This is a genomic window from Pedobacter sp., assembly GCF_965249885.1.
GTDB lineage: Bacteria > Bacteroidota > Bacteroidia > Sphingobacteriales > Sphingobacteriaceae > Pedobacter.
The window spans coordinates 3,007,421-3,024,677 of sequence record NZ_OZ252254.1; the positions used below are offsets into that span (position 1 = coordinate 3,007,421).

Below are 17,257 nucleotides of genomic sequence, written 5' to 3' on the forward strand. Positions count from 1 at the left end.
AAACTCAACAATAAATAAAAATGGTTATGGGCAAAGAAAAAACTACCATTCAATCACCAATCGTAGTAGGTTTAGACATTGGTACTACCAAGATCTGCGTAATTGTGGGCCGCAGAACAAATCATGGTAAAATAGAAGTTTTAGGTATTGGCAAAGCCGAATCAGCGGGTGTAACTCGCGGTGTGGTTTCCAATATTCAGAAAACTGTGCAGGGTATTAACGCAGCAGTTGAAATTGCTAGCGCACAATCAAATGTTGAGATACGCGTTGTAAACGTAGGTATTGCTGGGCAGCATATCAAAAGTTTGCAGCACCGCGGTATTTTAACCCGCAGAGAATTAAATAACGAAATCAGTAAGAAAGATATCGACAAGTTAATTGATGATATGTTCAAATTGGTGATGCCTCCAGGCGAAGAAATTATTCATGTTTTGCCACAGGAATTCACTATTGACAACGAACCAGGTATCAAAGATCCGGTAGGTATGGCGGGCGTACGTTTGGAAGCTAACTTCCACATCATCTCTGGCCAGGTAACTGCTGTTAAAAATATCATGCGCTGTGTTACAAACGCAAGCTTACAAACGCAAGAGTTAATCTTGGAACCATTAGCTTCTTCTGAATCGGTGTTGAGCGAAGAGGAAAAAGAAGCGGGTGTATGTTTAGTTGACATTGGTGGTGGTACAACCGATGTAGCTATTTTCCACGAAGGTATCATCCGTCATACCGCAGTAATTCCTTTTGGAGGTAACAGCGTAACGGAGGATATCAGAGAAGGTTGTTCGGTTATGCGCAACCAAGCTGAATTGTTAAAAACTCGCTTCGGGTCAGCCCTGCCTGAAGAGAATAAAGAAAATGAGATTATCTGTGTACCAGGATTACGTGGTCGTGAGCCTAAAGAAATTTCAGTAAAAAATCTTGCCTATATCATCCACGCCCGTATGGAAGAGATCATGGAGCATGTGTATTACGAAATTAAATCATCAGGCTACGAGAAACGCTTAATTGGTGGTGTAGTTATTACCGGAGGTGGTGCTTTGTTGAAACACCTTAGCCAAATGGTGGAATATGTAACTGGTTTAGATTGCCGCGTTGGATATCCTAACGAACATTTGTCTAAATACGAAGAAATGCCTAAAAACATTTACGACGATTTGAAAAGCCCAATGTATGCTACTTCGGTAGGGTTGCTAATAAAAGGTATTCAAAAGGCTGAAGAAATGTTAGAGGAAATGAAGCAGCCTGGAGTATTTGTTGAAAAACCGAAAGAGGTAAAAGAGAAAGCAAAGAGAATCGGTTTATTCGATAAATTACTAGGAAAAGCTAGTGAGTTTATCAAAGATGATATGAACGTTAGCGACGAAGATTACATTAGATAGTAATATTTATCCACATTTTGGGAATTTTCCACATTCTTAACACTTGTGGAAAACGACTGTTAAAAAAGTGTTAATATTACAAAAGGAATGAACAGCATAAATTGAAATTTTAAACTACTGATTCATAACGATATGAAGTTCGAAATGTTAAAAGATAAATCTTCAATCATCAAGGTAATTGGTGTTGGAGGCGGTGGAGGTAATGCGGTAAACCACATGTACCGTCAAGGAATTACTGGTGTAGACTTTATCATTTGTAATACTGATGCACAAGCGTTGGAGTCGAGTCCAATTCCTAACAAGGTACAGTTGGGCGCTAGCTTAACCGAAGGTATGGGCGCTGGTTCTATTCCTGAAGTGGGTAAAAATTCCGCTATCGAAAATATTGAAGATATTAAAACCATGTTGGGCAGCACTACCAAAATGCTTTTCATTACCGCAGGTATGGGAGGTGGTACTGGTACAGGTGCAAGTCCAATTATTGCTAAAGCTGCAAAAGAGCTAGATATATTAACCGTAGCTATCATTACTACGCCTTTCTCGTTTGAAGGTAAAAGACGTAAAATGCAAGCTGATGATGGTTTAGAAGAGCTTAAAAAATACGTAGATTCTTATCTGGTAATTTCTAATGATAGACTACGTGAAATCTTCGGAAACTTAACTTTGGGTTCGGCTTTTGCACAAGCAGATGATATTTTAACAACGGCCGCTAAAGGTATTGCAGAGATCATCACAGTTCCAGGTTATATCAACGTCGATTTCAAAGATGTGAAAACGGTAATGAGGGAAAGTGGTGTTTGTATCATGGGTAGCTTTGCTGCTGATGGTGATAACCGTGCTCTTGCAGCCGTAGAAGGTGCGTTAGCATCTCCATTATTGAAGGATAACGAAATTGAAGGTGCAAGGTATATCTTGTTAAACATCAGCTCTGGTGTAAAAGAGGTGACCATGGATGAGGTTTCTATCATTACCGATTACATTCAAGATAAGGCTGGCTTAAGTGCAGATTTAATTTGGGGTAATTGCATTGACGAAAACTTAGATGATAAGATTTCGGTGACGATCATCGCTACAGGTTTCCAAACTACTGAGCAACGTGAAAAAGATAAACAGAACGTTAAAAAGATCTCTTTATTAACTCCTGAAGAAGCGCCGTTGGTAAAACCAGTTGAGCCAGTAAATTCTTTCATCACGCCAAAAGAAACACCGGTAAGTAACGAGCCTGTATTAAAGGTACAACCAGAAGAAACAAAACAGCCAGATTTATTTGGTGACTTGTTCAATATCGCAAAGCCTGCTCCTGTGGTAGCGGCACCTACGCCAGCTAAAGAGGACAATGGTATGGTTTTCCATCAGTTAGTGGAGGAAACGCCTGTTCAAGAAGAACCTAAGCAAGCTGAAGAACCAGCATTTGAATTTGAGGTTAAAGTAGCTGAAACAGAGTTTGTTTTCGAAACGCCAATAGCAACGGTTCAGGAAGATGTGGTAGAACAAAAGCCAGCGGTACAAATGCCTGCTCCAACTCCTGTTGAGTCTTTCGGTGCTGATCAGGATAAAACTGACGAATCAATTGAAGAGCAGTTGAGAAAATCTAAGGAGAGAATTTTGAGATTGAAGGACTTAAGCATGAAGTTAAGGACTACAAACGGGTTGCAAGAATTAGAAAATGTACCTGCTTATCAGCGTAAACAAATGCAACTGCAACAAATTCAGCATTCATCAGAGTCTCAAGTTTCTAGATTTACATTAACTAATGATGAAGATGGAGAAACTGGAATTAGACCTAATAACTCTTTTTTACACGATAATGTGGATTAATAAAAAAGTTAAATAATGTTAAAGCCTTGGCAATACGTGTTGTCAAGGCTTTTTCTGTATGGTAACATGCCTAATGAGTTGCCAAATAGCGATTTTAACCGTAAATTTGCCGAATTAACATTACAATAACACTTACATATAACAATAAAAACATTGGATATTTTTGATAAAGTAGCAAAACGCATGGGGCCAATTGGTCAACACCAAAGCTGGGCTCATGGTTATTTTTCTTTTCCAAAATTAGAGGGAGAGATAGCGCCTCACATGAATTTTAATGGTAAGGAACATTTAGTTTGGAGCTTAAATAACTATTTGGGCCTAGCTAATCATCCAGAAGTTAGAAAAGCGGATGAGCAAGGTGCTGCTGAGTTTGGTATGGCTTACCCTATGGGTGCCAGAATGATGTCAGGAAACTCTAAATATCACGAGCAATTAGAGCAAGACCTAGCAAGCTTTGTAGGTAAAGAAGATGCTTTTTTATTGAATTTCGGCTATCAAGGTATGGTATCTATTATTGATGCATTACTCGATAGAAACGATGTGGTAGTTTATGATGGAGAGTCGCATGCTTGTATATTAGACGGTTTGCGCTTACATATGGGCAAGCGTTTTGTGTATAAACATAACAGTGTAGAAGATGCCCGCAAACAACTGCAAAGAGCAACAAAATTGGCTGAGCAAACCGGAGGAGGAATTTTATTGATTACCGAAGGCGTTTTTGGAATGTCGGGGGCGCAAGGTAAACTTAAAGAACTGATCGATTTAAAGAAGGAGTTCGATTTCCGTTTGTTAATTGATGATGCACATGGTTTTGGTACAATGGGCCCAACCGGCGCTGGTACACATGAAGCGCAAAATTGCATTGATGGGGTTGATGTATACTTCGCTACTTTCGCTAAATCAATGGCAGGTATTGGTGCATTTGTAGCATCTACAAAACAACTTACCGATTACTTTAGATATAATATGCGTTCACAAACTTTCGCGAAGGCCTTGCCTATGCCGATGGTGATTGGATTGATAAAGCGCTTGGAGTTATTGAAGAATAATCCAGAATTACGTGAGAAACTTTGGACAGTGGCACTAGCATTACAAAATGGCTTACGTGAAAGAGGATTTGATATTGGCGTTACTGATACAGTGGTAACTCCAGTGTTTTTGAAGGGAGAATTGCTAGAAGCAACTGCTTTAACTCGCGATCTTCGAGAAAATTATGGGATTTTCTGTTCAATTGTAGTGTATCCGGTTATCCCTAAAGGACATATTGAACTGCGATTAATTCCTACTGCAGTACACACTTTAGATGATGTTCAGCGCACTTTGGACGCCTTCAGTGAAGTTGCTGAAAAATTGCAAAGTGGTTATTATCAGCAAAATAAGTTTTCTTCAGCTGAGTAATAAAAACATAGTAAAGTCCCGATAGAAATATCGGGACTTTTTGTTAAGTTTTGATTTTCAGTATTTTGCTGTTTATAAATGCAACTTTTGTGGAAAAAAAACGCATAAAACAGTATTTTTTATTTCTACAAAAATTTTTTTATTAAAATAAACCTCTTACATTAGTAACAGAGTATTAATCAAAACCTTAAAAACTAATAGGAGTATTTAAAAAATGAAAAAATTTGCTGAAGTAAAAGCACTAGTAGCAGCTTTGGAAGCTGATGTGGACAAATTTTACAACAAATCTAACAGCGCTGCTGGAACTCGTGTACGCAAAGGTATGCAAGACTTGAAAAACTTGGCTCAAAGCATCCGTTTAGAAGTACAAGAGACTAAAAACAAAGCTTAATTAAAAACGCAATGTGAACAAAAAAGCACCTCTGACCAAGGTGCTTTTTTAGTTTAACGATTTTATAAATATCTATAGTCATCACGATAGGCGCCTTCTTGAAATTTGACAAGTTTTTGCTTTTCAAACATGAAGAATTTATAACCTTCAGTTATTCTGTTGTAAGTTCTGTATATCACCACGCCCTTATCGTCGCCATATACTTTCGTAGCATTTCTGTTGGCATTTTTAAATTCAGTCTCTTCCATACCAACTGTAAATTTTGGTTCGTAGAGTTGCGTAATGTTACAGCTCATCGTGCCTAGCACAATAAGGATAAATAGTAATTTTTTCATTTGTGTATTTTTTTTGTGTGTATACCAATATAAGCAAATCTTATGCCTTTGGCTTACATTTAGGTGACAAACCGTGTAACATTATAATGTGTTTTACCAAAGTTGAGAATTACAATGATCTTTTGCTTGTAGGTCAACTCGGAAAGCTATGGGCTGATTTAGTATAGCGAAGAAGTACTCCATAAAAAAGCCCCGACTGAGATTCAATCGGGGCCATAAGTATGTTTTTTAGCTCAGTTATGCTAGTTGCTTCAGTTGCGCAGCAATAGCTTTATTAAGATCATCACTTGCTTTAACTAATGGTAAACGCACATCATCGCCACAAATACCAAGTTGCTTTAAAGCTGCTTTTACACCTACTGGATTGCCTTCAGCAAAGCATAGTCTCGTAAACTCGATCATACTTAAGTGTGCGGGAGCGGCTTTAGCAAATTCGCCGTTTAAGCAAAATCTAATCATGTCGGAGAATTGTTTAGGCAAGGCATTTCCAATAACCGAGATAATTCCTACAGCTCCAATTGACATCATAGGTAATGCTACCGGGTCATCGCCGGAAATCAACATGAAATCTGCGGGTTTATCCCTCATGATCTGATTAAACTGATCAAAAGAGGCTGCAGCATCTTTAATTCCGATTAAATTTTTGAAGTCGTGGGCTAGCCTGCAAGTGGTTTCTGGTGTCATACTGATTCCAGTTCTACCTGGAACGTTGTATAATAAAATAGGCAGTGGGCTTATCTCACTTAAATATTTGTAATGCTGATAAACTCCCTCTTGATTGGGTTTGTTGTAATACGGACTAACCGATAAGATTGCGCTGTATGCATTGCCTTCGAACGTTTTAATTTCTTCAGCTACACTTAAAGTATCATTGCCACCAATTCCAGCCACCAAAGGTAAACGGCCATTGTTAATTTCAGCGGTAAACTCCCACACCTTCTTCTTCTCATCCTTGCTTAATGTGGCAGTTTCGCCAGTTGTCCCTAAAGATACGAGGTACTCTACACCTCCATCAACCAAGTGATTGATCAGGTTTTTTAGGCCTTGATAATCTACTGAGCCATCAGTGTTGAAAGGTGTGACCAATGCTACACCTGTTCCGTGAAATTTGTTCATTATTTTTTATTATTTATTTTTTACCGCCAAGTCACAAAGGACGCGAAGGTGTTTTTTATTTAATTCGCTTTACTTGTAATTATAAATTGCCATTTATAACTCTCTTTATTCCATCTTTTACTCTAGCAACATTAAAGTTGATTAGCAAGCCTAGTTTATAACTGCCAAGTTTTAAGTATGTCAATGTTTGAGCCAAGTGAACATTACTAAGCTCACTTACTGACTTTATCTTAATAATAACTTTGTCCTCTACTATAATATAATATCAATCCTATACCCACAATCAATTTGGATACCCCTGTAATTTAGAGGTAGACTTACTTGCGAAGAGACTTTTAATCCAAAGTCGCTAGCTCAAAAACTAAACAGGCTTCATATGCAGATTCTAATAAACCTGGTCCAAGTTGTACATGGACATTGTATGCAGCTTGTCAATTAATTTAGCTATTTCATCTTCAGTCATACGGTAGATATGCTGTGAATCTTATGATAATATTCTTAGTGTTCTTTGTGTCTTAGTGGTTAATCAAAGCTTCTAATTCTTCTTCGCTAATTAACTTGATATTAAGTTTAGTAGCTTTTTCTAATTTGGAAGGTCCCATATTATCTCCTGCTACTAAAAAATCCAGTTTGGCAGAAATGCCACTTAAGATTTTTCCACCATTTTCTTCTATCAAATTCTTCAACTCATCTCTGCTATATTTTTCGAAAACGCCCGAAATTACAAATGTTTTTCCATTTAATTTATCGCTTTGAGGCTTATTTAAAGATTCTTTTACATGAAAGCATAAACCTGCATTCTTTAGTTCGTTTATCTGCGAAATGTTGCTGTTTTGTGCAAAGTATTCGTTGATGCTTTCAGCAATACGTACTCCAATTTCATCGATAGCGGTCAGTTCCTCTAAACTTGCATTGGCTAAGTTGTCGATATTTTTTACAGCGATAGCCAGTTTTTTTGCCACAGTTTCCCCGACATATCTGATCCCTAAACCAAATAGCACTTTCTCGAAAGGCATCTCCTTAGATTTTTCGATACCCTTCAGCATGTTATCTATCGATTTTTCTCCAAATCGTTCAATTGCCTTTAGTTCATCCGCTTTTTCATGCAGGTGGTACAAGTCACTGATGTGTCTAACCAATCCACGTTTATAGAATGTCTCAATAGTCTCGTCCCCTAATCCATCAATATTCATTGCCTTGCGACCAATAAAATGTTGTATTTTTCCAACGATTTGCGGTCCGCAACCATCTTCGTTAGTGCAATAGTAAGCAGCTTCACCCGCTCTTCTTATTAGCGGAGTACCACATTCCGGACAGTTTGCAATAAAGTGTATTGGCTTGGCATCCGCTTTTCTAAGTGCTAAATTCACTTGGATAATTTTAGGGATGATTTCGCCTCCTTTTTCAACCATTACGGTATCACCCTCGTGAAGGTCTAAACGAGCAATTTCGTCTGCATTATGCAAAGTTGCTCGTTTAACAGTAGTGCCAGCCAGTACCACAGGTTTTAAATTTGCCACTGGCGTTACCGCACCTGTACGACCAACCTGATAGGTTACTTTTTCCAATACAGTTTGAACTTCTGCCGCCTTATATTTGTAGGATATTGCCCAACGAGGCGATTTTGCAGTAAATCCGAGTTCTTGTTGCTGGCCGTAACTATTTACTTTAATTACAATACCATCAATGTCGTAGCTTAACTTAAAGCGTTGCGTATCCCAGTAGTGAATAAAATCCAATACTTCATCAATATTACTTGCTAACTTGGTATGTTCGCAAACGTGAAAACCCCACTCTTTAACTGCTTCTAAGCTTTCCCAATGTGTTTTAAAGATTTGTTTATCTGTGTATAAGCCATAAAGAAAACAATCTAAGGGACGTTTTTTTACTTCCTTAGAATCTTGCATTTTCACCGTGCCCGCTGCAAAGTTTCTAGGGTTGGCGTATGGCACTTCTCCCAATTCTTCACGTTCGCGGTTTAGGCGTTCAAATGCAGCCCGGTGCATAAAAACCTCTCCTCTAATTTCAAAAGTTTCGGGTACATCATTTCCTTTTACATGGTGTGGTATCGAGTGAATAGTTTTTATGTTGGCAGTCACATCATCGCCCTGCGTACCATCGCCGCGTGTTACCGCTCTTAGTAGGTTACCATTTTCGTAAGTGATACTCATAGACAGTCCGTCAAATTTGAGCTCGCAAACGTACTCGAAATTATCACCAATAGCTTTGCGCACACGTTCATCAAAATCGCGAAGGTCTTGCTCATTGTAAGTATTGCCCAAGGATAACATAGGCCATTTGTGGCGAACGGTATTGAACGTTTTGGTGATATCGCCACCTACTTTTTGAGTAGGCGAGTTAGGATCTGCAAATTCTGGATATTCTTTTTCCAATTTGGCTAATTCTTCGAGCTTTTTGTCGAATTCATAGTCGCCGATGGTTGGCATGGCCAAAACATAGTAGTTGTAGGTATGCTGGTTGAGCTCTGCAACCAAGGCATCCATTTGTTCTTTAATTGAAAATAGAGACATAGAGCGAAGATAAGGTTTAGTAAAATTGTTTGATGGTTAAATTGATAAATTGTTTATGGGAGGATGGCTTAAGGCTGCGTTTTCATTTGTTTGCGTACCTCCTAATGAGCTAGCATTTAGTAAAAGTCGAAAGCGTTTGTAAATTGAATAGAGGTTTGTCAAAGCTCCTAGAAGCAAAAGCTTTTGTAATTTAAACCCGATAGCAGCGAAAATACTTTTTGTGTTTTATCGGTGATGCTGAGCATATCGTAGTGCATCAATAGATTCCTCGTTCCTCGGAATGACAAATGAACTAAACAAAAAGATTGCAGCGGATAGCGGGGCTTTCGGAAACGATGTATTGCTGCATCTGCTTTTCAAATAGTTCAGCGCTTGGCTGTCAATTTATTAGCGTTAATTGTTAAAAACTTCTCTCGTAAAAATGGGCTTCAAACCTTATATTTACGCATCCCAAAAACTTTTTTTACCACATGAGTGACGAACTGGACGATTTAAACGAAACCAACTTGCCTGAAGAGCAGGAAAGCAAACAGAAAGTAATTCCTATTAACGGTTTGTACGAAAATTGGTTTTTAGACTACGCTTCGTATGTAATTTTGGACAGGGCTGTGCCGCACATTAATGACGGCTTTAAGCCTGTGCAACGTAGGATCATGCACTCGCTGAAGGAAATGGACGATGGACGTTTCAATAAAGCGGCCAACGTAATTGGTAATACGATGAAGTACCACCCGCATGGGGATGCCTCTATTGGGGATGCGATGGTACAAATTGGTCAGAAGGATTTATTAATTGACTGCCAGGGCAACTGGGGTGATCCGGTTACGGGTGATAGTGCCGCTGCGCCTCGTTATATCGAAGCTCGTCTTTCGAAATTTGCTAATGATGTAGTTTTTAATCCGGACACTACGATTTGGCAATTGAGCTATGATGGTCGTAATAACGAACCGATTACCCTGCCTGTAAAGTTTCCTTTGTTGTTGGCGCAAGGTGCCGAAGGTATTGCGGTAGGTTTGGCTACCAAGATTATGCCCCACAACTTTAACGAGTTGTTGGATGCTTCCATAGAAGTTTTGAGAGGGAATCGCCCGAATATTTTACCAGACTTTTTTACTGGGGGCATGGCTGATTTCTCCAACTATAACGAGGGCCAACGTGGAGGTAAAATTAGGGTAAGGGCTAAGATTTTAGAACGTGATAAACGGACTTTGGTAATTACCGAAATTCCTTATAGTACCACTACTGGATCATTGATTGACAGTATTTTAGCTGCGAATGACAAGGGTAAGATCAAAATCAAAAAAATTGAGGATAATACGGCTGCCAATGTTGAAATTGTAGTGCATTTGGCTCCAGGTATTTCGCCAGATGTAACTATTGATGCGCTATATGCGTTCACTAACTGTGAGGTGTCAATATCGCCAAATACTTGTGTAATTAAAGAGGACAAGCCACACTTTTTAAGTGTAAACGATATTTTAGAGCAGAATACAAAGTTCACTAAGGCGCTGTTGAAGCAGGAACTTGAAATTCGTTTGCATGAATTGCAGGAAAGGGTGTTTTTTAGTTCTCTACTCAAGATTTTTATTCAAGAGGGGATGTACAAAAATCCAGAATACGAAAATTCTGGAGACTTTGATACCGTTGTAACGGTGTTGCATCGTTTGTTTGAGCCATTCAAACCATCGCTATATCGTGAAATTCAGCCGGAAGACTTTAAGAAATTAATTGATAAGCCAATGAGTAGCATCACCCGTTTTGATGTGAAAAAGGCAGATGAAATGATGAAGTCACTGGAGGATGAGATGAAAGTGGTTAGAGGCCACTTACGCCATTTGACTGACTACGCCATTGCTTGGTTTGAGAAAATTAAAGCAAAATATGGAAAAGGCAGAGAACGTAAAACGGAGATTAGACTATTTGATAGGGTAGAAGCGGCTAAGGTAGCATTGGCAAATGTGAAGTTGTACATGAACCGCGAAGATGGTTTTATTGGTACAGGCTTGAAAAAGGATGAATATATTGGTGATTGCTCCGATATTGATGAAATTATAGTTTTCCGTGAGGATGGTAGGTTTATTGTGACAAAGGTTGCGGATAAAACATTTGTCGGTAAACACATTATTCACGCTCAGGTATTTAAAAAAGGCGATGAGCGTACTGTGTATAACATGATTTACAAGGATGGCGGAAGTGGAATCAGTTACATCAAGCGTTTTTCGGTTTTAGGTGTTACCCGTGATAAGGAATACGATTTAACTAAAGGTACCAAAGGATCAAAGGTGTTGTATTTTACAGCCAATCCTAATGGTGAGGCCGAAGTGGTTAATGTTCAGCTGAAACCACATTCTAAGCTTAAAAAACTGAGTATCGATATTGATTTCGCTAATGTCGCTATTAAAGGTAGGGCATCAATGGGTAATATCGTAGTAAAATTCCCTATCAAAAAAGTACTGCTCAAAACTAAAGGCGTGTCTACTTTGGCGGGTATCAAAATTTGGTACGACGATATTTTAAAGCGCTTAAATGTTGACGGTAGAGGCAAGTATCTGGGTGAGTTTGACGGTGACGATAAAATTCTTCAAGTGTATGCTAATGGTACTTATGAACTTAGCACCTTTGAGCTGAGCAACCACTTTGATGAGGGAATTGTTTTAATGCAGAAATTCAACGCAGAGCAGGTTTTTGGTGCAGTGCATTACGATGGTAAGGCTAAAAATTATTTCGTAAAACGATTTGCTTTTGAGGTGCAGCCCGTTGGGAAGGTAGTAAGTTTTATCAGCGAAGAAAATGGTTCGAAGTTGGTTTTAATTACAGGTAAAACTGAAGCTAAATTGACTGTTGACGTAGAGAAAGGAAAGACTAAAACTCCAGAAACTTTAGAGCTAGAATTGGCAAGCCTGATTGATGTTAAAGGATGGAAAGCCAACGGAAATCGGTTGACGCCGCATGTGGTGAAACAGGTGACGTTAGTTGATGCTGAACTGGAAATAGGTATTCCTGAAGTAATAGCAGACGAAGAAACGGACGAAACAGAAGTTGGTGAAGATATTGCAACTGAAGATATCCAAGAAGTATCAGAAGAAGCAGGTTCAACTGAGGTAACGTTAGAAGCTCAAAAGCCTAAGCCTTCGTTCAAATCGGCGGCTAAGCCGTTAATTGTTGAAGAAGAGACTCCTGTTAAGGAAACGAGTGACGAGAAGCCTGCGGCAGCTCCGACTGAACCACCTGTGCAGAAGAAAAAGATTTCTTTTGAGATTACCAATCCTGGAGATATCAAAATAGATGACAAAGGGCAGGGCTCGTTGTTTTAATCTTTGTTGAAAATTAGCTGTAAATATGAGCCTTACGAATTTTAAAAGGGGCGCTGTAGTTTAAATTAATGTACGTATGAAGAAATTATTAGTATTGGTTTTTTTCCTTCATTTTATGAGCTTCTTTTCACAGGCTCAACATGCAAAGGTTGACAGTTTGCTGAACAAATGGAAAGAATCTTATAATAAACAAGACTACGAGAAGTCGTATGCACTATATGCTTCTTTTTATAAAGATAAAGTGGACTTGGGAAAATTTACTAAAAGTTTAAGCACCATTTTCCGGTTAATGGGGCCGATAAAGTCTTTTAAATATGTCTCATTCAACGGTCAGTATTATAAGTATCTTTTTTTTGGTCAAAATGCTGTGGAAGCAGACGTGATTATTGTTATTGACGTAGATAATAAATTCCGCTACCTAAATTTCGAAGCAATCGGAGGAAAAGGTGATCCTCCACCGATAGGAAAAATGGATTAGGATTTATTCTTTATCCGAAAGCAAATTACATATATTTGCCTTAACTCAAAGGGGTGCTTGCAACATCTAATATTTTGGCAGGCTGAGATTATACCCATTTTGGAGGTTTAAGCTAAAAGACTAAGGTATAGGTTTTTCCTAATACCTTACACCTAAAACCTTATACCTCTCAAAAGCACCTGATGCGGATAATACCGACGTAGGGATTAATTTAGAGGTTAGCCAATTACTGTTTCGCCCTGAAAGCAGTTTTTCAATTTATTTTTAATGCCTTCGGGCTATAATTTTTTTGAGAAATGCAGTTTCAGGAATACCTTAATTTATTTATTGAGCAGCTTAAGGCAACCAGCTATTTAGAGTGGATTGCGGTTGCTTTTGGCGTAACCGAGGTGCTATTAGCCAAAAGAAATAATATCCTGCTGTATCCTGCGGGCATCATTGGTATTCTACTTTCTTTGTATTTGAAATTGAAGGTGCGCCTTTATGCGGAAAGTTTACTAAGTATGTACTACTTGGTAATGAGCATTTACGGTTGGATCATTTGGAGCAGGCGTAAAACAAAAAATGAAACTTTGCCCGTTAGCTGGACCAGTAAACAAGAGCTGCAAACTGCTTTTGCCATTGCTATATTAGGCTACTTCATACTCTATTTTGCCTTGGTGAATTTTACTAATTCCGATGTACCTATTCTAGATGCTTTTGTATCATCTACCGCTTGGGCAGGCATGTGGCTATTGGCCCGCAGGAAAATAGAAAATTGGATTTTTTTAAATGTTTCGAATATTGTAGCTATCCCACTGATGTGGCATAAAGGCTATGTCATGTTTGCATTGCTTACGCTATTCCTTTTTATCGTCGCCATTTTTGGGTATTTCGATTGGAAGAAAATATACAAGAAGCAGTCGACAGTTTCCAGTTAACAGTTTTCAATTAACCGATTATCCGATCCTTACAACATTCCAACTTTTCTATCAATAACATTCAGCATGGAGCAACTTACACACACTTGGCAGGAAGCCATTTTAAACTTAGCACCCCAATCTGAGGCCTTAGGAGAATTACATCCAGATGTTTTAGAGATCGCTTATAAAGAAGAATGGTTTAAGCTTTACGTGCCTGTGGCCTATGGCGGGCCAGGTAAGAAGCTACCAGAGATTTTACGCTTAGAGGAAGACTTAGCTTATGTGGATGGGAGTACAGCTTGGACTGTGACTTTGTGTAGCGGAGCTGCTTGGTTTGCAGGTTTTTTAGATCCACCATTGGCGGAAGAGATTTTCGCAGATCCAAAAGTTTGCTTTGCAGGTAGTGGTGCTATTGGAGGAACTGCCAGAGAAACGGAAAGCGGATATGTCATCAACGGACATTGGAAATATGCAAGTGGTGCTTTACATGCCACTATCTTCACCGCAAATTGCGTGCTTCAAAATGAGGGAGGGGTTGATTTACTGGATGAAAATGGGGATCAAATCATTAAGTCTTTTATATTGAAAAGAAATGAAGTAGAAATTCAATCTGGCTGGTCATATTTTGGATTGGTTGCTACTGGAAGTCACGCTTTTGATGTGAACGATGTAACTGTACCTGAAAATCGATCCTTTAAAATTAACGAGCTAAAGGTAGCTGATGAAGGTTTTGATTATCCTTTTTTGCAGTTGGCAGAAACTACGTTGGCGGTGAATAGTTTAGGTATGGCAAGACGTTTTATCGACTTAGTTGCTGATGCTTTTTACAATCGCTCAGGCTTTAAGCGTTACAACACTAATCAAGTTGAATTTTTTAAAGATGAACTAACAACTTGTACACATACAATAAGTACAGTTAAAGAACATTTTTACGAAGTATTTGATGCGTCGTGGGATCAATTGATATCCAATGGAACTATAGATGAAAGCGTTTTGCTGGAAGTTAGCAGGCTAAGCAGGTCGCTTGCACATCAATCTAGAAAAATGGTAGATGCATTATATCCTTATGCCGGCTTAGAAGCAGCAAAACGCGAAACAGAATTGAACAGGGTTTGGAGAGATTTACATACCGCTAGTCAGCACGCCTTATTGACGTTTTAATATAGCTCAAGCATGGTCTGCAAAACTTCAATCGTAACAGCGGAGAAAGAATTTAGTCAAATATGTAGAAAAGAAAAAGGGTGCCCAAAAACTCTTTCAAAACGCTATCAACCAAAATAGCGACAAAGAATTTTCAGCACCCTAGTTCCAATAAGGCATCCGCCTTACTGATATTGTATGTAAATTGGTCGCGGTTTTAATTTCATCAATTCCTCTGGTGTCATCAATCTATTAGGCGCTTTCTTCAAATCGTTTTTGTAAAATAATTTGAAACCTGTAAACTGAACTGGTTCACCATAAATAAAGTGACGATAGGTGCCTAATTTCAGATCAGGTTCACCCCAGCCGTCCATGTGCATTACAATTTGTACTTCAGGACGTAGTTTGATGTTTTGTGAGTTGGTCACCATTTTTTTAGTGAAGCGGTGTACCACAAAAACTTTTGGAGGTAAATTCAATTTATTTACCATATCTGCTAAATAGCCCGATACGTAATTGATATCGGCTGCATCATAAGTTCCAATTTTTTTACCTGGTAAAGATCCATCTTTCATCGAAAACTCTGGATCAATTCCTAAGTGAACATAAGGCAATTGCAAGTATTTCTCAATATGTGGTAGTTCTGCTTTAATATTACTCAACGCTACTTGTAAATCTAAAAATACAATAGTATTTGGACGCATTTTAGCGATAGCCAATACCGAGTCAATTTGGGAATTGGCCATACGGTTGATGTATTTGCCGTCTTTTCCCGGCGTACCGCTTGCCACTGCGGCAATATAATGCAAGCCAGCTTGTACAGGTGTACTTGGGTCTACTTTTTCCCAATGTTTAATTTCAGCATTCAAACGGCTCCACATTTCTTTCGGTGCATATTCGCCTAAAGCGCCCATCTTTTTTGAGTGTAGGTTGCCATAATAAACTACAATGCGTTTGAACGGTAGTATCGCACCATCTAAAGGGATTGGCTGATTTTTAACTGGCCATTTTCCGGTAGTATCGCCGTTTGCGTTTGCTTTCACAAGCTCATTATATTTTGCTGAATCAACTGGCGTTTTAAGGTCAGCTTGCTCTTGGGTATCAGCACTTGTCGAGTCGGTTACTTTACCTGCTTTTTTCTCGTTTTTTTCATTGGCACCACTAGTGCAGTAGGTAAATGTACAAATGGTAGCACCCGCCACCAAGATCAAACTCGCGATCTTATTTATTCTCATATTCATCGAATTTCAACTTCTTTTTATAATAATCCTACAAAATGTTCTCAGAAATGACACAATTTGGGAATATGTTTCTAAAATAAACGTTTTGAAGCGATTTGTAATTATATCTTCAAAAATTAAATTATTTATAATTAGTCTAAATAAATTTTTAACTTTGGGTTCACTTAGCGGGAACGCAATTTAAACTCGTAAAGGTTTAGTTAGTGTATAATAGTTTGTTTTGTTTAGGGACGGCCTCCATGCAAATGGGGGCTTCTCTTTTTGTCGCCGCATCCTCTAAGAAAGACTATAGACTAAAATTTTTCAAGTATCCCCAATCTAAAGGATTATACAGTTCTGAACTTTCCAAACACGCCTAAAGGCAATTTAACTCCGGACGTAGCTTGTAAAAATAATTCTCCAGTTTCCAGATTTTTAACCTGCGGAAATGAAGTTTTAATCAAGTTTTCTACAATCACTGAAGAGAATCCAAGCGAATAAGTATTCAAAATTAGAAAGTGTTCTTCTGGGTCCAGCAATTGAACCACATCTTGCATCATTTCTTGGATATGATCTTCCAGTTTCCACTTTTCACCATTTGGCCCGTGTCCGTATGCTGGAGGATCTAAAATGATACCATTGTATTTTTTTCCGCGTTTCAGTTCTCGTTTTACGAATTTCAAGGCATCTTCAACTACCCATCTCACATCCTTTAGCTTGGAAAGCTCTTGATTTTCATTTGCCCAATTTACCACTTGCTTGATAGAGTCAACATGGGTGGTATCAGCTCCTGCGGCTTTTGCAATGAGTGATGCCGCCCCAGTGTATGCAAAAAGGTTAAGCACTTTAGGGCTTGGTGTTTTGAATTTTTTGATGGATGAAGAAATGTAATCCCAATTAACCGCTTGCTCAGGAAATACGCCAACGTGCTTAAATGAAGTTAAGCCCAAACGTAAATTGATACTTACTTCATCGTTTTGATAGTTTACATTCCAGCGGTCTGGAGCACTTTTGTTGTGCTTTAGCCACTCGCCACTAGTAGCTGATCTTCCTCTAAAAGTAATGTGCGCTCTTTTTCTCCATTCTTCGGTTGACCACGCTTTTTTCCAAACTGCCTGTGGTTCTGGTCTAGATAATATCAAGTTGCCAAAGCGCTCCAATTTCTCAAAATCGCCGCAATCAAGTAATTCGTAATCTTTCCAGTGGGTTGGTGTAAGCAGTTGTATCATGTACCT

At 38.7% G+C, this 17,257-nt stretch carries 14 protein-coding genes and 1 pseudogene; 8 read left to right on the forward strand and 7 right to left on the reverse strand.

The window, feature by feature from the left end; translation table 11 throughout:
- The first annotated feature begins 26 nt into the window (after positions 1-26).
- The 4 genes from ftsA (at position 27) to ACY2A0_RS12825 (ending at position 4,986) form a co-directional block, all read left to right on the forward strand.
- Positions 27-1,379 carry a cell division protein FtsA gene (gene ftsA / locus ACY2A0_RS12810; RefSeq protein WP_461789917.1) on the forward strand — a complete coding sequence of 451 codons (1,353 nt, stop codon included), beginning with the start codon at positions 27-29 and terminating at the stop codon, positions 1,377-1,379.
- A 132-nt stretch (positions 1,380-1,511) separates the two neighbouring features.
- A complete protein-coding gene (gene ftsZ, locus ACY2A0_RS12815; RefSeq protein WP_461789918.1) occupies positions 1,512-3,197 on the forward strand; it encodes a cell division protein FtsZ in 1,686 nt (561 codons plus the stop codon).
- Between the two features lie 153 nt (positions 3,198-3,350).
- Positions 3,351-4,595, forward strand: a complete 1,245-nt coding sequence (locus ACY2A0_RS12820; RefSeq protein ID WP_461789919.1) for an aminotransferase class I/II-fold pyridoxal phosphate-dependent enzyme — start codon at positions 3,351-3,353, stop codon at positions 4,593-4,595.
- Positions 4,596-4,809: 214 nt separating this feature from the next.
- Positions 4,810-4,986 carry a histone H1 gene (locus ACY2A0_RS12825; protein ID WP_113637836.1) on the forward strand — a complete coding sequence of 59 codons (177 nt, stop codon included), beginning with the start codon at positions 4,810-4,812 and terminating at the stop codon, positions 4,984-4,986.
- Between the two features lie 62 nt (positions 4,987-5,048).
- Here ACY2A0_RS12825 and ACY2A0_RS12830 read toward each other — a convergent pair whose 3' ends face one another.
- The 5 genes and pseudogenes from ACY2A0_RS12830 to ligA form a co-directional block, all read right to left on the reverse strand.
- The gene (locus ACY2A0_RS12830; RefSeq protein ID WP_461789920.1) at positions 5,049-5,321 is read right to left on the reverse strand and encodes a hypothetical protein; all 273 of its coding nucleotides are present in this window, start codon (positions 5,319-5,321) and stop codon (positions 5,049-5,051) included.
- Positions 5,322-5,558: 237 nt separating this feature from the next.
- Entirely contained in the window at positions 5,559-6,437 is an 879-nt protein-coding gene (gene dapA / locus ACY2A0_RS12835; RefSeq protein ID WP_461789921.1) for a 4-hydroxy-tetrahydrodipicolinate synthase, read from the reverse strand.
- 79 nt (positions 6,438-6,516) lie between these two features.
- Complete coding sequence (locus tag ACY2A0_RS12840; RefSeq protein ID WP_461791060.1) at positions 6,517-6,696, reverse strand: GxxExxY protein; 180 nt, start codon at positions 6,694-6,696, stop codon at positions 6,517-6,519.
- A pseudogene (locus ACY2A0_RS12845) lies at positions 6,690-6,805 on the reverse strand (GxxExxY protein); the annotation flags it as partial. The pseudogene ACY2A0_RS12845 and the gene ACY2A0_RS12840, both read right to left, overlap by 7 nt.
- Before the next feature lie 147 nt (positions 6,806-6,952).
- Entirely contained in the window at positions 6,953-8,968 is a 2,016-nt protein-coding gene (ligA, locus tag ACY2A0_RS12850) for an NAD-dependent DNA ligase LigA (protein WP_461789922.1), read from the reverse strand.
- Positions 8,969-9,438: 470 nt separating this feature from the next.
- On the opposite strand from ligA, the gene ACY2A0_RS12855 reads away from it, so the two are divergent.
- From ACY2A0_RS12855 to ACY2A0_RS12870, 4 genes are all read left to right on the forward strand, one after another.
- A complete protein-coding gene (locus tag ACY2A0_RS12855; protein ID WP_461789923.1) occupies positions 9,439-12,282 on the forward strand; it encodes a DNA gyrase/topoisomerase IV subunit A in 2,844 nt (947 codons plus the stop codon).
- Positions 12,283-12,358: 76 nt separating this feature from the next.
- Positions 12,359-12,760, forward strand: coding sequence for a hypothetical protein (locus ACY2A0_RS12860; protein WP_461789924.1), 402 nt, complete (start codon positions 12,359-12,361; stop codon positions 12,758-12,760).
- A gap of 296 nt (positions 12,761-13,056) precedes the next feature.
- The gene (gene pnuC, locus ACY2A0_RS12865) at positions 13,057-13,680 is read left to right on the forward strand and encodes a nicotinamide riboside transporter PnuC (protein WP_461789925.1); all 624 of its coding nucleotides are present in this window, start codon (positions 13,057-13,059) and stop codon (positions 13,678-13,680) included.
- Between the two features lie 66 nt (positions 13,681-13,746).
- Positions 13,747-14,823, forward strand: coding sequence for an acyl-CoA dehydrogenase family protein (locus tag ACY2A0_RS12870; RefSeq protein ID WP_461789926.1), 1,077 nt, complete (start codon positions 13,747-13,749; stop codon positions 14,821-14,823).
- A gap of 164 nt (positions 14,824-14,987) precedes the next feature.
- Here ACY2A0_RS12870 and ACY2A0_RS12875 read toward each other — a convergent pair whose 3' ends face one another.
- Both ACY2A0_RS12875 and ACY2A0_RS12880 read right to left on the reverse strand, forming a co-directional pair.
- Positions 14,988-16,037 (reverse strand): hypothetical protein, encoded by a 1,050-nt coding sequence (locus ACY2A0_RS12875; RefSeq protein WP_461789927.1) that lies wholly within the window; start codon positions 16,035-16,037, stop codon positions 14,988-14,990.
- A 332-nt stretch (positions 16,038-16,369) separates the two neighbouring features.
- On the reverse strand, positions 16,370-17,251 hold the full coding sequence (locus ACY2A0_RS12880; RefSeq protein WP_461789928.1) for a class I SAM-dependent methyltransferase: 882 nt from the start codon (positions 17,249-17,251) through the stop codon (positions 16,370-16,372).
- Between the last annotated feature and the right edge of the window lie 6 nt (positions 17,252-17,257).

What these genes read in the sequence shown, in the direction of transcription:
- ftsA (WP_461789917.1), top strand. Translation starts at nt 27, where the DNA reads ATGGGCAAAGAAAAAACTACCATTCAATCACCAATCGTAGTAGGTTTA.
- ftsZ (WP_461789918.1), top strand. Translation starts at nt 1,512, where the DNA reads ATGAAGTTCGAAATGTTAAAAGATAAATCTTCAATCATCAAGGTAATT.
- ACY2A0_RS12825 (WP_113637836.1), top strand. Translation starts at nt 4,810, where the DNA reads ATGAAAAAATTTGCTGAAGTAAAAGCACTAGTAGCAGCTTTGGAAGCT.
- ACY2A0_RS12830 (WP_461789920.1), bottom strand. Translation starts at nt 5,321, where the DNA reads ATGAAAAAATTACTATTTATCCTTATTGTGCTAGGCACGATGAGCTGT.
- dapA (WP_461789921.1), bottom strand. Translation starts at nt 6,437, where the DNA reads ATGAACAAATTTCACGGAACAGGTGTAGCATTGGTCACACCTTTCAAC.
- ligA (WP_461789922.1), bottom strand. Translation starts at nt 8,968, where the DNA reads ATGTCTCTATTTTCAATTAAAGAACAAATGGATGCCTTGGTTGCAGAG.
- ACY2A0_RS12855 (WP_461789923.1), top strand. Translation starts at nt 9,439, where the DNA reads ATGAGTGACGAACTGGACGATTTAAACGAAACCAACTTGCCTGAAGAG.
- ACY2A0_RS12860 (WP_461789924.1), top strand. Translation starts at nt 12,359, where the DNA reads ATGAAGAAATTATTAGTATTGGTTTTTTTCCTTCATTTTATGAGCTTC.
- pnuC (WP_461789925.1), top strand. Translation starts at nt 13,057, where the DNA reads ATGCAGTTTCAGGAATACCTTAATTTATTTATTGAGCAGCTTAAGGCA.
- ACY2A0_RS12870 (WP_461789926.1), top strand. Translation starts at nt 13,747, where the DNA reads ATGGAGCAACTTACACACACTTGGCAGGAAGCCATTTTAAACTTAGCA.
- ACY2A0_RS12875 (WP_461789927.1), bottom strand. Translation starts at nt 16,037, where the DNA reads ATGAGAATAAATAAGATCGCGAGTTTGATCTTGGTGGCGGGTGCTACC.
- ACY2A0_RS12880 (WP_461789928.1), bottom strand. Translation starts at nt 17,251, where the DNA reads ATGATACAACTGCTTACACCAACCCACTGGAAAGATTACGAATTACTT.